The following is a 14,966-nucleotide window of genomic DNA, read 5'->3' on the forward strand; positions in this document are numbered from 1 at the left end:
ATCGGTGCGCGCTGGCAGGGCGTACTGCGCGAAAAATGTGCAGGGGGAGCGAGCCTGAGTGGCTGAATGGCCCGTGCTACACTGCCGACCACTTTCAGTTTCAGTGGACCGCCCCATGCTCGCGCCAAAAGCCCTTCTCGATGCCCTGAGCGATCAAGCCTCGCGCCTGTTCAGCAACGATACCGCCCAGCCCCGTGCAGAACTGGAAAGCCAGTTCAAGGTGCTGATGCAAGGTGCCTTCAGCAAGCTGGACTTGGTCAGCCGCGACGAATTCGACAGCCAGATGGTCGTGCTGGCGCGCACCCGCGCGCGCCTGGAAGCACTGGAAAAACAAGTAGCCGAGCTGGAAGCACGGCTGAACCCACAAGGTGAGTGAATGCAGCCCTCCAGCGCATACCCGGTACTGCTGTTTTCCTACGGCACATTGCAGGACAAAGCCGTGCAACTGGCCAACTTCGGCCGTGAGCTGAGCGGCCAGGCCGACCGTATGCTTGGCTACCGCCAGGACTGGGTCGAGATCACCGACCCGGGCGTACTGGCCGCCAGCGGCAAGCCCCATCACCCCATCGTTTCCCCCAGCAGCCAGGCCGACGACAGCGTGGCCGGGATGGTCTTCCAGATCAGCGAAGAAGAGCTGGCGGCGGCGGACCGCTATGAAGTCGCCGACTACAAGCGCGTCGCCGTCACCCTCGCCTCGGGCCTGACTGCCTGGGTTTATGTGCGCGCCTGAATCCCTCGGGCGCGGGTTGTTACACGGAGCGTTTCCCCATGAAAGTCAGCGCACGCAATGTTTTCGAAGGCAAAGTCACCCAAGTTCAGCCCGGTGCGGTCAATGCCGAAGTCGAGCTGACCCTCGGTGGTGGTGAAAAACTGGTGGCAGTGGTCACCATGGCCAGCCTGCATAACCTCAACATCAATGTCGGTAAAGACGCCGTGGCGCTGGTCAAGGCGCCTTGGGTGGTGCTGCTGACTGACGCTGCCGGTTACAAGCTGTCGGCCCGTAATGCCCTGGAAGGTGAAGTGGTACGGGTTGGCGATGGTGCTGTGAACGCCGAGGTAGTGCTGAAGCTGGCCGGTGGCACCGAGGTGTATGCCATCGTCACCCGCGAAGCCGTGCAGGAGCTGGGGCTGGCGCCAGGCGTGAAGGCCACCGCGCTGATCAAGGCCTCGCACATCATCCTTGGCGCCAAGCCCTGAATGAGAGGGGGCTGCTTTGCAGCCCCGGTCTAATTCATACAGGCCTGTTTCGGTGGCAACTCGCTGGCATGCAAGGTGCCGCGGAACAATGCCGCGCCACACTGGGTAAACAACGTCTTCACCCGGTTGCGCGAATTGAGGATCTCGGCCTGGATATCCTCGATGGCCGTATCCCCCGGCTGTAATCTGGCCGCCCGGTTGGCCCATTCGATGGCGGCAAAGCGGCTCTGCTTGCGGGTGCCGCGGCCCTGCATCCACGCCAGCCCCAGTTCGGCGCTGGCACGCCCGGCAATCCAAGGGTCCGGGTACTCCACCAGGCTCAGCAGGTAGGTAACTGCCTCGGCTCGCTCCTGTGCTTCACCAAACTGACGCAACAAAATCCCCAGGTGCAAACGTGCACGGGCATTGGTCTGCGCATTGCCCAGTGCGTCGACCAGCAGCTGCCTGACGGCCAGCATGGCACTGCGCTCACTCAGGTCCTCATCGCCATCCATGCGCAGGCAGGCCAGGTTGTACTTGGCCTGCCGGCTGCCCGCTTCCACCGCGCGCTGCAGCCAGTACTCGGCTGCCTCATCATCCAGGTAATGCGCCGGTGTGTTGGCCAAGCCGCCATTGTGCAGCTCGTACAGGCCCAGGGCGGCCCCAGGCAGGTTCAGTTCGGCGCAGCGTTCATACAGGTAGCAGGCCACTTCATGCCGGTTGGCTGCCCACAGCAACTTCGCCACCTCGAGCACCTCGAGCCCCGGTGCCTGACCCGCGCACTGGCGTTTCACCGCCCGCTGCGACCAAAGCCTTGCCTGCTCGACCGAGCGTGGCAGCCCCCACAGCCCGAACCGGTGCCCGGCAGCGCGCAATGCACAGGCGCCCGCATGGGAGCGGCCTTCACACAACCGCTCGATGGCGCTGCGCAACAGGTGTTTCTCATCCGTCATGCCTTTGCGCAGTATCAGTTCGACCAGGCAGCGAAATGGCTCGCCCATGGCACGGATGGCGCCGTGGTCGGTATTGCACGCAAAGCTCGCGGCAAAATCGCGCATTGCGCCGGCATGGTCTTGCACTGCACGGCTGCGCAGCGCCCCCCGCCAGGCCAGCACGACCGCGCTTTCTCGGGGCCTTTTCGGGCGTTGTGACCAGCTTTCGAACACCGGCTGCCATTCGGCGACGGCCTGCAACGGGTTGGCATGCGGCAGCATCAGCCTGCATTCGACGGCCATCCAGCGCAGCGCATTGCGCAAGCTTTCGTCCCAGGTTGAACACAACGGGCCATTGGCCAAAAGCTCAAGCGCATCGAAACTGCCACCCCAGCGGGGCTGCAGGTAAACGGCAATGGCCTGAATCGCTTCGAAGCATCCAGGGCGAGCGACCAGTGCATGGCGCAGCCAGTAATAGCGGGGGTCTTCGTTTTCATGATCGACCCGCCTGCCCAGGCAAGGCGGCAACGCCTGTGGCAGCTCAGCCAGGGGGAATACCCCATGCTTCACCAGCAAGGGCGCTGCGGCTTCCTGCACTTCCACATCAGCATGGGCACTGGGCCTGTAACGCGCTGGATGCCCCTGAAACAGTTCGATCAACCAGCCAGGCTCGCGCAGCTGCGCACTGATACGCAGCATGCCAATGGCCGCGGCCACGGGTTGTGCAGACCGGTCCATTGCACGCAACAGGTGCGCGGTTGCGGTTTCACACATTTGCTCGACGGCCAGCACGCGGGCAGCGTTGCGTTGGCCCCCAACCTGCACCTGGCAGGCTCGGTGGAAGCAATGCATGCCCATGACCACTTGTGGGTGGTACGCCTTGGGGCAGGCGTCAATCCAGGCTTTGAGCGCTTGGCTCAGGGCCCTGTCACCCTGGTTTTCCAGGTCGACCAGCATGTGCCCTTCGATGGCAGCCAGGTAGGCCGGGAACTCGCCGAACGGGGCTTGGCGCCACCGTGCCTCAAGGCTGTCGAAAAAGCGGTTGAGTTCAACGAATGCACTGGCCTGTACCAGTTCGCGGATTACCTGGCGCGTGCGGGTAAGCGTTTGCACGGCGCAATACCTCAAGTCCATTTGAAAAAAGACGCGGTGCCATCCCATGGCAACTGCAATTGCCCAACAACACTAAGCCATACCTGGCGACTGCGCAAAGTCTATTGGATCCATTTTTGCCGGACGGCATCGAAACACAGGGAAAAACACTGCCCTGAAATACCAGGACGCATAGTTGTTGCGCCTGCCGTGGCAGTGCTGGCTATCCTTTGCACCTGCCGCAGGAAGCGGCCCTTTCCAGTGACAACGGAGTGTCCATGTCCCTAGCACTCGTCCACAGCCGCGCCCAAGTGGGCGTGCAGGCTCCAGCAGTCAGTGTCGAAACCCACCTGGCCAATGGCTTGCCCCATCTCACCCTAGTCGGCCTGCCGGAAACCACGGTCAAGGAAAGCAAGGACCGGGTGCGCAGTGCCATCGTCAATTCCGGGCTGAACTACCCGCAGCGTCGCATTACCCAAAACCTCGCCCCCGCCGACCTGCCCAAGGATGGCGGGCGTTACGACCTGGCCATTGCCTTGGGCATCCTCGCCGCCGACGGCCAGGTGCCGGTTGCCGCCCTTACCGAGGTCGAGTGCCTGGGCGAACTGGCGCTGTCTGGCAAACTGCGCCCGGTGCAGGGTGTGCTGCCGGCGGCACTGGCGGCGCGCGAGGCAGGCCGGGCACTGGTAGTACCACGGGAGAATGCCGAGGAAGCCAGCCTGGCAGGCGGGCTGGTGGTGTATGCGGTGGGGCACCTGTTGGAGCTGGTCGCCCACCTGAATGGCCAGGTGCCGCTGCCGCCGTATGCTGCCAACGGCCTGATCCTGCAGCAACGGCCTTACCCGGACCTGAGTGAAGTGCAGGGGCAGCTGGCGGCCAAGCGTGCCCTGTTGCTGGCGGCCGCCGGGGCACACAACCTGCTGTTCACCGGGCCTCCCGGCACCGGTAAAACGTTGCTTGCCAGCCGCTTGCCGGGGCTGCTGCCGCCGCTGGACGAGCACGAGGCGCTCGAAGTGGCGGCAATCCAGTCAATCAGCGGGCATGCACCGCTGAACAGCTGGCCGCAGCGGCCGTTCCGCCACCCTCATCACTCCGCCTCCGGCCCGGCGCTGGTCGGGGCAGCAGCCGACCGCAACCAGGCGAAATAACCCTGGCCCATCACGGCGTACTGTTTCTGGATGAGTTGCCAGAGTTCGAGCGGCGCGTGCTGGAGGTGCTGCGCGAGCCGCTCGAGTCGGGCGAAATCGTGATTGCCCGGGCCCGCGACAAGGTGCGCTTCCCAGCGCGCTTCCAACTGGTGGCGGCGATGAACCCGTGCCCTTGCACGGTCGACATGGACGACGTGGACAGACATAGTCTACATTGTGCGCCCCATGGACATTTAGACCCTCACACCTAAATGGCAACCCTAGAAAAAATTCGCTACACCCCCAGCCAAATCAAGCTGCTAGACGGTGAGTTGCACAGAACACCAGCGTCAGCTAAGAACATCATCGAGTCACTCCCGCAAATCGTTTGGGCTGACCAGACCCCGTGGAGAGAGGCGAACCTTTGGGCATTCGAGCAGGCGAGCAAAAGTACCGACTCGAAAACTACTTTATCTTCGATCACCCACCTTCATGCTTATGCCAAATGGCTAGAGCGACAAAATGTTCAGTGGTGGCATTTTCCGGCGCGTGAGGCAGATCGATGCTTAGTGAGGTTCCGAGGCGACCTGATCGCGGCTAGAGATTGCGGAGAGCTGGCACCGTCTACGGCGTCTCAACGCATGGCGGCAGTTGTCAGATTCTATAAGTGGTTGGCAGCGTCCCGGTTGCTGTCTACAGAATGGCCCATGTGGACTGACGAGCAAGTCGGCGTCCGGCTGGTGGATGAGTTCGGTTTTGCTAGAACGATGATGGTCGCGACCACAAATTTAGCGATCCCAAATCGCAAGTCTCAGGGAGAAAAGCTTGAAGATGGGCTCATCCCACTTACCGCAGAGGCTGCCAGTCAGGTGGTCAGCTTCGCTTTGATACATGGGAATTATGAGCTCTACCTTCTATTGAGACTCGGCTTCGGCACAGGGATGCGGATAGGCACGCTATGTGATCTGAGGATCGCCACAATTAAGCGGGCCGTGCCTGATCCCATGTTCCCAGGTTTCAACAAGCTTGCAGTTGGCCCAGGAGCGCACCCGCCAGTACACACTAAGTTTGGTGTTACAGGTCAGATCTGGATCAGCGACGAAGATCTGAAGCTTTTGAATGAATACATTTACTCGACACGAAGGTTAGCCCGCCAGAGCCAGGCTGCCCCTGATAGCCGCGATGTGATCTTCCTGAGTCGTTACGGGAAAGCTTTCGGCCACGGAGATGGCAATGCTAGTCGCGGTATCAGTGTACAACTGGGCAGGCTGCGAAAAGACGGAATTTCAAATGGGATCAGTGCCTTTCGAAACTTCCGATTTCATCAAAGTAGGTGCACTTTCGCAACTGAACTCGCTCGCATTGCATTAAAACACGGCTCAGTTAGCACGGCTATTCAACTGGTTCGACAAGCACTGCTACATAAAAGCGAAAAAACCTCCCTTACCTATATTCGCTTCATCGAGAAGATGGAAGTTATGTCAGAAATAGCGGACGCTTTCACACGTGACTTCTTAGGAATAGCCGGCTCGGATGCATTCGGCGATGAGTAAAATTCTAGACCTAACCTTTCCAGCGCTCCCCTATGGCACGCATGAAGCTAAGTTTGACCTAGCTTCTTTGCTCTACATCGGGGCCTCTAAAGCCCCCGCTGACAAGGTTATGAAATTGATTGAGGCTGGCCATTTCGGCCTACCTGACGCTAAGCGATTCCCGCTGGTTCAGGCATTGCATGACGAATTAACCGCACAGATAGTCCGTGGCGTTCAGCAAGTTACTGTCAAAACCAGAATACGAACTTTGCGCACATTTTTCTCATGGTGTGACCAGAACACTTCCCAGGCGACTATAGAGCAAGTCGCTGCGTCCTACCAATCTTGGGTAGAACACTTGATCCAGAGAGTGCGGGTCAATCGAGACTTAAAAAATATGACCGCCTACAGGCAGGCAAAAACGATTGACAACCTACTAAAGCCTTGCCTCCGGCTCACTGTCGGCCTTCTATCCACAACTAGGCTTAGGGTGAGCTCAAAAAAAAATAGAGCCTTGGGCACAGAGGCTGACAAACAAAACTTAGAGGAGCTCTTTAGGTTCGGCAGCTTATTGATGGATCTATCAAATAACTTAACGGTAGAGGCGATGACTGGACCTCTGCCGTTATTAATAAAATTAAAATCCGGCGATGTACTTACTGAACAACCGGGGCTGCTAAACATAAATATCGAAGATTCCTGCCAAGCCACCTCAGAAAAAAATAGATTTTTAGAGCGCAGAGCGGCAATTCCACCTCATCTGGTTTTTGAAAAGCGGAAATCCCTGGTAAACCTCCGGATAGAAGTCGAGATTTTAATTTTCATATCCCAGACCGGAATGAATCTTTCCCAAGCCGCAAGACTGAAAGTTGGAAGTTTTAGATATAAGACCGATGGGGATGACGTTGTAGTTTACAGAGTCTACAAGGGGCGTCTGGGCGGAGAGGCTGAGTTTGTAATATTCAAAGAATATGTACCACTATTCAAGAGATACCTAGAATGGGTTAAAATTTTAGGAGTCGCTGACGACGACCGATTGTTCCCCTTTGTGTACTCAAACAAGATACCCGTCGAGGGTAGCTTTCCAACATTTCAGGGTATTATTTCTCGGTGCAGAACACTAGGAATAAAACATTTCCGCCCTATGGCCTTGCGTAAGTCTAGAATCAATTGGTTACTTCGGAAAAGTCGCAGTCCTGACCTCGTGGCTGAAATGGCCCAGCATACAAAAGAAACCTTGCTACATATATATGAGGAGCCACATCACCAAGCAGCGGCTGTAGAGATATCTCGATTCTATCGAATGACCGATCCAGCTGTCGCGTCAGTGGGGCCCGGAATGTGTATAGCACCAGTTCATCCCATCATGTCGGGCACGTTATTGGATGGAGCCTATAAGCCTGATTGCTCAACACCTGCAGGTTGCCTTTTCTGCGAATACCAACGCGATGTAGATAGCGAAGATTACGTGTGGTCCTTAGCTACCTATAAATACCTAAAAGCGTTGGAACTAGATCGTTCTGTTCCTTCCAAAGAAACAAAAAAAGATCACCCCATAACTACACTGATAAACCGCATAGATACAAAGCTTAACCATTTTTCCAAAAGTGGTGAGCCTCGCACATCTTGGGTGCTAGAATCTGAGAACAGAATGAGAGAAGGCCGCTTTCATCGCAACTATGAGGGACTAATACAACTTATGGAGCTAGCGCGGTGATGCCGAGTATGGTTTTTGCTGGATTGAATATAGTTACAGCCACGGCATCGCCAAGCGACGTGAATTTTATGCCGAGCGCGTGGCCGCCCGCACCTGACTTTCCAATCTGCATATCTACCGAGGGTGAAATAACAGCGAGGTATGGCGATAACGAGTGGGACCTAACACCATGGGCAGGCTTTGTACTAAAGCTAAACTTTGGAGAGTCTAAGAGAAAAAGATCCGGAGATATCAGCCCGGAGAACTCTGAAATCTTCAAACGCATTGTAGCATTTTGGATTTACGGCCCTAATCCGTGTAGAGAAATCCGGACATTAGTGGGTCACTATGAAAATTTTAGACAGATCTTCACATACTGCACAAAGAACAATCTTCTAGCGACTGACTTGTATCGATTCCCAAAAGTTATTGAAAGCTTCTCTAAGGTCGTCTGGCCGTCTCAGGCTCGTCGACTTATCGTACTGCTTCATACCTTATGGGAGCAACGCGAGCATTCTGGCGTATACATTCTTGACGCCAAAGGAATAGCCGAATTACAGTCAAAAATCCCTTCACATGAAAAATCACAGACAGCTTATATCCCACCCCGTATATGGCTATATCAATTAAGTCGACTCCGTGATTTCCTTGAAGACTTCAGGAATAACTTAGGTGCTTTGGAGGCATGTGCGGAATACTGCCTTCAAGCATACGCTCTAAACGCCGGAAGCTTGAGAGCTTCATGCTCACAACAATTGACAAAATATAACCTCCCCTTTGTATCACTAAACAATCCAGCTTTAAAGTCAAAGTTATTTAGCGGTCATAAATTTGGCCCTTTTTATATCACCGCCGAAAATTTTGGGATATTGGATCTGCTAGAGAAATGGTGTGGAGATGTCCGACATAATGGCGCCACCATCTTGTCGCAGTATTTTTCAATGGCTAGCAATATCGGTAAAGCATACTTACTGAATTTTACGCTAATGCGTATCGATGAAACATCCTCGCTCAGATCCGATTGCTTGGTGATTGAAAAAGACAAGATTACAAAAGAGGACATTTACCTCCTTAGAGGCTCGACTAACAAAACAATCGAGGACGATGAAGCATACTGGATCACCTCCCCATCTTCTAACTTGGCCATTGAGGTAATGAACTCCGTAAGCAAATTTAGGACCAGGTGTGCCTCCTTCAACTCAAATATTTCATTGACTGAGGAAGACAAACAAAATCCTTTTCTTGCACTTAGAGCTTACGAGCCATGGCGTAGAAGTACCAGATTTGATACCACCCCCGATATCCGCTGCCATGAACTCCATTACAGTATGTTTCTAAGCAGATATCCAAGATTATTTGATACGAACGAGCTTAAGATCCAGGAAGGCGATTTAGTAGGGGCTCTTTTGATCACTCCAACATTATCCCCTGCAAAATATGCTGTGGGTAAAATCTGGCCGCTTGCATGGCATCAGCTTCGGCGCACGGGGGCGGTTAACATGAGCGCCTCAGGGATTGTGAGCGATCCCTCAGTTCAGTATCAACTGAAGCATGCGAGTCGTGCCATGACTAGGTATTATGGAAATGGGTATTACCATCTCAATGCTAACCTAAATCAAGAAGCGCAGGCTGAGTATATCCGCGCCATGTATGAATCAGTGGCTAGAAGCTTCTCTGCACTCAACACCTCTACCTTCGTAAGCCCACATGGCGAAAAGAGAAAAGATCAAATTTTAAATCTAGTCAGCGTGAAAGATCACAACAAGCTTGTAAAGGCTGCGAAAGATGGCGCGATTGGTTACCGCGAAATTCTTCTAGGAGCATGCGCCAACCCAATGCCCTGCCCCTATGGGGGGATAGATTATGTTGGCAGATGTGGTGGTGGCGATGGCAAACCCCCGTGTCTTGATCTGCTGATTGATAAGGGTAAAAAACAACAAATCCTAAAATTGCGGGAAGTCCTTCAAAAGCGTTCGAGAGATGCCGAAGATGGATCACCATTCCATATATCAATCAACTATCAGCTGCAGGCTGTAGAGAGCGTCTTGGATGTCATCAAAAATTCCTAATTCACCTCGCGGCGGGCGTGCCGAGACAGCGTTCCGTGAGGCTTTTGACAGGCTCAAGCGGGGTAAACCGAACCTATTACCTAAGGGAACGCGGGTTACTCAAAATAACGTGGCCAGGGAGGCGGGTTTAGATCCATCGGCTTTGAAAAAAGCCAGGTTTCCCACACTTGTTGAGGAGATCCAGTATTGGATCAACCAGTACGGTGATGAGCAACCCCGCTCTCCATCACAATCAATTTACGCTCAGCGCAATCGCAATAGGACGCTACGGGAGCAAATTGAGGCACTCAAAAGCCAACGGGATAATGCTCTGGCTCTGCTAGTGGAGGCTGACTCAAAAATCCTTGAACTCACGATGGAAAATCAACGGCTCCAAGCAACAAAGCCAAAAAGCAACATTTCCAAGTTAGGCAGGTAAGCCGAGACTTTCTCACCCATTTGCATTTCGGCATGACCAGATATTTCCGACGGATTTGATCATCTGACGTGCTCGCATCTCCACAGACATTATTGTCAGCGGGTGAAAGTTCGCCGGGGTTGAAATCGGAAAGGGAATGGAAGCTCGAAGGGTGAGAGGTTTTCACATCTTGTTTTCTTCGAGCTTCGATGGGATCGCTCTGAGCAGTCACCGTTTCAGATGGTGCTCGGTGCTCAGTCCCTATGAGTTCTAACACCTTGCTTACTAACGTGAGCAATAGGCCGATAACGAATGGCATCCGTGGATGAATCATAGAACGATTGGTAAAATGTGAATTCTTCGCGACCTCTTATCTTACACATCCTTTCTACCATTTCTAAAAGCTTATACTTATCTGAATCCGCTGTTTTTATCCCAAATATAATTCCGTCCAGGTCATCAAAGCTATAACGAAGCTTCCTATCTTCTTCGTTAAGATAGGAGTTAAACTGAGACTTTAGAATAAGCCTGTACTCCTGTTCATTCGACCAGTGCCTTGTTTTCACTGTAAGGCTTTTAAAATTGTCCCTGTGGTAATTATCCCGCCATTGTGAATAATTCTCGAAGACATCTGATTTTCTCGAGCTTACATTTCCATTTTTATCGGTATACCATTTATCTATAACTTCCTGTGCACCATATGCAGCCAGGCTACAAAAAAAATCAAGATTAGGGCTCTTTTCTGTATAAGATACTTTAGTGAAATGAAATTTGGTTTGAGTCCACCACTTTATGCCCTGCTTTAATCCGGGTTTCATAAGCGAGATCCCTGGCTGCCCTTCCTCATTGTTTACTTTAAATTTTAGACAAACGCCTTGGTGGTTATTGCCATATGTACCCCAGATTGCCGAGTTCTCACAATTCTCCATAAAACAGCTTACGAACCATTCAGAGGTTGTGAGTCTGATCCTGGATGTCAAAAACTCTTCTGGAAAATCTATGCAAAGCCGTGTCCAATTTTTGGATTCGCCTATTTTAGATCTAGCATAACCTTTTACCAAGTCATCACTTCTTAAAAATGCCAGCGCAGAACTATCGAATTCAACGTTTAACAGCTCGTCACCTAGCCCTTCTAGATAATCTAGAAGGTTGGTTGAAACTGCTAGCAACTCTTCATGCGAAGCGCCATTTATACCGAAGCCTTTTTCAACAAGCTTGTAGGAAACTAACACTTCAGAAATAATATGCATTGCAAAGGATTGAATCGATCGCAGGTGCAGTATTAGCTCGTGTTGATTTACTTGCCGCCCCTTAAAAGCCAAAACTGCGATATGTCTTTTTACATTTGGCGAGTCAAAAAATCTCGATACAAGACCGGCGATCTCTTTGTAATTTTCAGGTGGTACTGCTTGAATGTCATAATTTGGAAATATCGGAAAATCTAAAGTTTCAAACTCCCCAGTAAAATATTGAGTATTTCGAATGAGTAAGCAGTCCATGAAGTGCTGGAAGAAATTCTCCCATACGACCGAATCCCCTTTCCATACGATCTCCCGATGTCCTTCCAGTGGGTCGTTGAGCTTTTCCGGTGGCGAGAAATAGATATAGCACCCTTCCAGCTCGCTTTCTCTGGTACCGCCAAGCAGGCTACTGACAGGACGAAACCTATAAAGATGATTGAGCACTGCCGTCCCTCCGTGTCTGTTTGAGCTTCTATTTTTCACCATGCTGGGCATCTGCGCTTAGATCTTCCCTGTGACTGCAAGTCACACTAGCAAGATTACGTCAGTTAACGATCGCTTCGGTCCGTTTTTTGCCGATCATGGTCAAAATGTGTGCATGGCAAATCCGGTGGTATCGATGGTAAGCACGAATGCAGAAGACTGGTCCGGTAGAAGAGCTCAACGGCCTACCACTGCGCATGGCACCTACCCAGTTGTTTAGCGTCTTAACGGGCATCTCTAGCTGGCGGGGAGCCTCGGTTGTGTCAACGCTTTCAGCTAGCGCAACGGCCTGAGCCTTGAACCCATCAGTGTGGTTACGGCGAGTGCTCGAGTACCTGGTAACCTTAGCGATCTAAGTATCGCTTTTTGGCGTCCGTTGTTACGGGAAAGGTCCAGCAATCCTTTTTCACTCCCATAAATGCTGGCCTGTAAACCACTTTTTTTACTTGTAAACCACTTTGGTTTACAGTGAAAAAAGTAGTTTACACGAAGCCAGGACATGCCGGATTTACAAGACGAAGCTAAGACCTACATCGAGTCCGCTCTAGGTGTAAAAGCGCACCTAACGCCGATGCCAATTCGGGTCCCCTACACCATCCGGGATAGCTACAAGACCTACGAATTGAAAATGCCGATGGGGAAAAGTTCGGCGTTCAATATCATGCTGCTGGTCTCGCGTGATGAGGTTGCTTATCCGGGCATCGTGAGCCTTCAGAAGCACATTGAGCTCGTGCACAAGGTCACCAACCAGGTAGTAGTCTACGTCTGCAGATCATTGTCGATTCAAGAGCGCCATAGCCTCATCACGCATCAAGTCAACTTCATCCAGCCCAGATTCCAGATGTTCATACCGGAAATAGCACTGGACCTGCGCGAAAGCTTCCGCCTGCGTCGAGAGCAAAGCGAGCTGTCCGCCCTCTTCCCCGCCGCCCAAGCCATGCTGCTCTCATGCCTGTATGCCGGCAAAACCTACGAAGCCTATTTCACGACGAACGCCCTCTTGGGCGACCTCAATTACAGCCGGGTAACTCTCTCGAAGGCTGTGGAACAGCTGACCTCCCTTGAGGTGATTACCCCTGCAAAGAGCGAGCTTCCGTGGAAGACCTATGCCTTCAACGGGACACCAGCTGAGGTGTTCCGAAAGGCCAAGCGATACCTACGGTCCCCGTCAGAAAGAGAATTGGCATAACCCGCAACACTCTCCCCATGGCGACCGACGTGTATCTCGCGGGGGAAGCGGCCTTGGCCAAATACACGATGCTAGCGGAGCCTAAGCAGGCCGTATGGGGAATGACCAAGAAAGTGTTCAACGATATGCTGGCGCTTGATGCGTTCGAAGTCATAGATTCGTTGGACGAGATCGAGGAATGGGTAGAGATCTGGGCCTATCCGTCGCTCACCGAAAGGCACTACATAGCAGACGCGGCATCGCTATATCTGAGCCTGGAAGAAAACCCAGACGAACGCATTCAGACTGCGTTGGATGAACTTAAGCAGCAAGTAAATTGGCTAGCGTAAAAGGCTTTAGGCAACCTCTTTCGCTGCGTTACGCATAACTTTCAGATAGCCGATGCTCAGGCCCATGGACTCTGCAGCTAACGAAGCATTCTACGCGGCCAAGGTGGCATCAACTGATGCTACCAGGCATCGCGAGTGAACCAGCAGCGTTCGCCCTCGGCCTTCTCAGCCGGTCGTCATGCATCACACCGGCTATCAACAAGACGGCTACCGCGAGTACGTAGACGCTTAGCTGCCCTTCACGAAGGGCAGCCAACGGCCAGAAGCAGACCTTCGACGTGTTTGGGAAAACTAGGGCTATTCATTGGGGTGAGTTCGAATGCCGCATGTGGGCCAAGCTAAATTAGCAGCCTGGGTCAAAATCGCATCAGCGGCAACAACCTAGGCTCTCTAGCTTGCTGGGGCAGAAGGCCACTAGCAGCAGCTAGTGATCGCCGCTATCCTGAGTTCCATAATTTTCGCACCACGGGACGAATGAGTTCGCCCCGCTCTAGCAGGGACGCACAATGGAACTCTGTTATAAGTCCCTACCCCATTTGCTCAATGGCTCGCCCTTCTCGTCTAGAGTCGTCTCATGCTGGGTGCCAGCCTCGCCCCGTTTGCGGGAGCATGGCTGGCGATCAAACGTGACTGTGCACTGAATGTTTTTTGGAGGACTTTGGCTCGTCAACAACAGGGTGGGTGGCCTTGCTGCTCAGAGGTATCGCTTGTCGATTGCTGCACCGACTGAATATTTTGGGTCGACGAAATTGCCCAGTCTCACCTTGCCGCACTGGCTCAGCATCATGTAGGCGTCCCAGCGATCGAAGCCGTACTCCTTTTCCAGCCAAAGAATTAATTCGCAGTACGCAATGCGCGTCGCGTCTTCCAAGGGGCGTGCACTGCCGATGGCCATCAGCATGGATTCGGTTTCAAGGCGCGGCCAGTCGATGTTCCAGTTCTTGATCAGCTCGACATGGATGGTCGTCGTGCTCTCGAACTCCACGGCCGTGCCGCACACCTCACCATCGCCCTGACACGCATGCGCATCGCCGATGAACAAACGCCCACCTGGCGAGCGCACCGGCAAGTACGTGATGCTCCCTGGGCCCATGTCAGGCAAGTCCATATTGCCGCCGTGGTTGTCGGGCGTAAGGGAGTTGATCGAGTCGATTTCAGGCGAAAGGCTTAGCGTGCCGATGTGCGGCTGATAGGGCAGGGTCACGCGATCACTCCAATGGACATGCTGCTCGTCGACATGGATTTTGCGGGTGATCTCGGGCAATGGGTCGGTCAGCATCGCGGTCAGGTCGGTGCCGGTCAGGGCGCCGAAACGGGGGATCATGCAGCACGTACCCCGAGGGTTTTCACCCCGTGGCAGGATCGACTCGATGCGGACGGCCACCACGTCTCCCTTCTCGGCGCCTGCAATCATGATGGGGCCGCTCTGAGGGTTGAGAAACGGCATGCGCAGCAGTTCGCTGGGGCGATCGTGCTCATGTTTGACTTTGCCTTCGAAGGCATCGGCGGTTTCGACGATAACCCTGTCCCCTGGGCGAATGTGCAGAACCGGGTCCGAGTAGGGGCCCATGGTGTAGTGAAATTTTCCCTGACGATCTGTTGTCAGCTCGTGGGTTTCACCTTCTTTGCCCTGGGCCACGCCCCGGGTAAACATGATCGATTTTTCCAGCCAGTTCATACGTTGACTCCATTTTTTTGGCAAA

General features: G+C 53.4%; 12 protein-coding genes and 1 pseudogene. 10 read left to right on the forward strand and 3 right to left on the reverse strand.

Annotation, left to right across the window (positions count from 1 at the left end; translation table 11 throughout):
• The first annotated feature begins 115 nt into the window (after positions 1-115).
• From AB5975_09190 to AB5975_09200, 3 genes are read left to right on the forward strand one after another with little or no spacing between them, the layout of a single operon-like run.
• Positions 116-376 carry an accessory factor UbiK family protein gene (locus AB5975_09190; protein ID XDR21970.1) on the forward strand — a complete coding sequence of 87 codons (261 nt, stop codon included), beginning with the start codon at positions 116-118 and terminating at the stop codon, positions 374-376.
• Entirely contained in the window at positions 377-730 is a 354-nt protein-coding gene (locus tag AB5975_09195) for a gamma-glutamylcyclotransferase family protein (GenBank protein XDR21971.1), read from the forward strand. It begins immediately after the preceding gene.
• Between the two features lie 38 nt (positions 731-768).
• Positions 769-1,197, forward strand: a complete 429-nt coding sequence (locus AB5975_09200) for a molybdopterin-binding protein (GenBank protein ID XDR21972.1) — start codon at positions 769-771, stop codon at positions 1,195-1,197.
• Between the two features lie 29 nt (positions 1,198-1,226).
• Here the strand turns inward: AB5975_09200 and AB5975_09205 are convergent, their stop codons facing one another.
• The gene (locus AB5975_09205) at positions 1,227-3,221 is read right to left on the reverse strand and encodes a DUF4034 domain-containing protein (GenBank protein XDR21973.1); all 1,995 of its coding nucleotides are present in this window, start codon (positions 3,219-3,221) and stop codon (positions 1,227-1,229) included.
• Positions 3,222-3,478: 257 nt separating this feature from the next.
• Between AB5975_09205 and AB5975_09210 the strand changes: the two are divergent.
• From AB5975_09210 to AB5975_09230, 5 genes and pseudogenes are all read left to right on the forward strand, one after another.
• A pseudogene (locus tag AB5975_09210) lies at positions 3,479-4,524 on the forward strand (YifB family Mg chelatase-like AAA ATPase).
• A 510-nt stretch (positions 4,525-5,034) separates the two neighbouring features.
• Positions 5,035-5,880, forward strand: a complete 846-nt coding sequence (locus tag AB5975_09215; GenBank protein ID XDR21974.1) for a site-specific integrase — start codon at positions 5,035-5,037, stop codon at positions 5,878-5,880.
• Positions 5,873-7,576 (forward strand): site-specific integrase, encoded by a 1,704-nt coding sequence (locus tag AB5975_09220; GenBank protein ID XDR21975.1) that lies wholly within the window; start codon positions 5,873-5,875, stop codon positions 7,574-7,576. The genes AB5975_09215 and AB5975_09220 overlap by 8 nt, the downstream gene beginning before the upstream one ends.
• A complete protein-coding gene (locus tag AB5975_09225) occupies positions 7,576-9,624 on the forward strand; it encodes a hypothetical protein (protein ID XDR21976.1) in 2,049 nt (682 codons plus the stop codon). The genes AB5975_09220 and AB5975_09225 overlap by 1 nt, the downstream gene beginning before the upstream one ends.
• On the forward strand, positions 9,605-10,042 hold the full coding sequence (locus AB5975_09230) for a hypothetical protein (protein ID XDR21977.1): 438 nt from the start codon (positions 9,605-9,607) through the stop codon (positions 10,040-10,042). Before AB5975_09225 ends, AB5975_09230 begins: the two co-directional genes overlap by 20 nt.
• 233 nt (positions 10,043-10,275) lie before the next feature.
• Here AB5975_09230 and AB5975_09235 read toward each other — a convergent pair whose 3' ends face one another.
• Entirely contained in the window at positions 10,276-11,706 is a 1,431-nt protein-coding gene (locus AB5975_09235) for a DUF2971 domain-containing protein (protein XDR21978.1), read from the reverse strand.
• Between the two features lie 538 nt (positions 11,707-12,244).
• Between AB5975_09235 and AB5975_09240 the strand changes: the two genes are divergently transcribed.
• Both AB5975_09240 and AB5975_09245 read left to right on the forward strand, forming a co-directional pair.
• A complete protein-coding gene (locus AB5975_09240; GenBank protein XDR21979.1) occupies positions 12,245-12,934 on the forward strand; it encodes a hypothetical protein in 690 nt (229 codons plus the stop codon).
• Between the two features lie 17 nt (positions 12,935-12,951).
• Positions 12,952-13,263 (forward strand): hypothetical protein, encoded by a 312-nt coding sequence (locus AB5975_09245; protein XDR21980.1) that lies wholly within the window; start codon positions 12,952-12,954, stop codon positions 13,261-13,263.
• Between the two features lie 694 nt (positions 13,264-13,957).
• Here the strand turns inward: AB5975_09245 and AB5975_09250 are convergent.
• Complete coding sequence (locus AB5975_09250) at positions 13,958-14,941, reverse strand: acetamidase/formamidase family protein (protein ID XDR21981.1); 984 nt, start codon at positions 14,939-14,941, stop codon at positions 13,958-13,960.
• Between the last annotated feature and the right edge of the window lie 25 nt (positions 14,942-14,966).

Source organism: Pseudomonas putida, from assembly GCA_041071465.1.
GTDB classification, from domain to species: domain Bacteria; phylum Pseudomonadota; class Gammaproteobacteria; order Pseudomonadales; family Pseudomonadaceae; genus Aquipseudomonas; species Aquipseudomonas putida_P.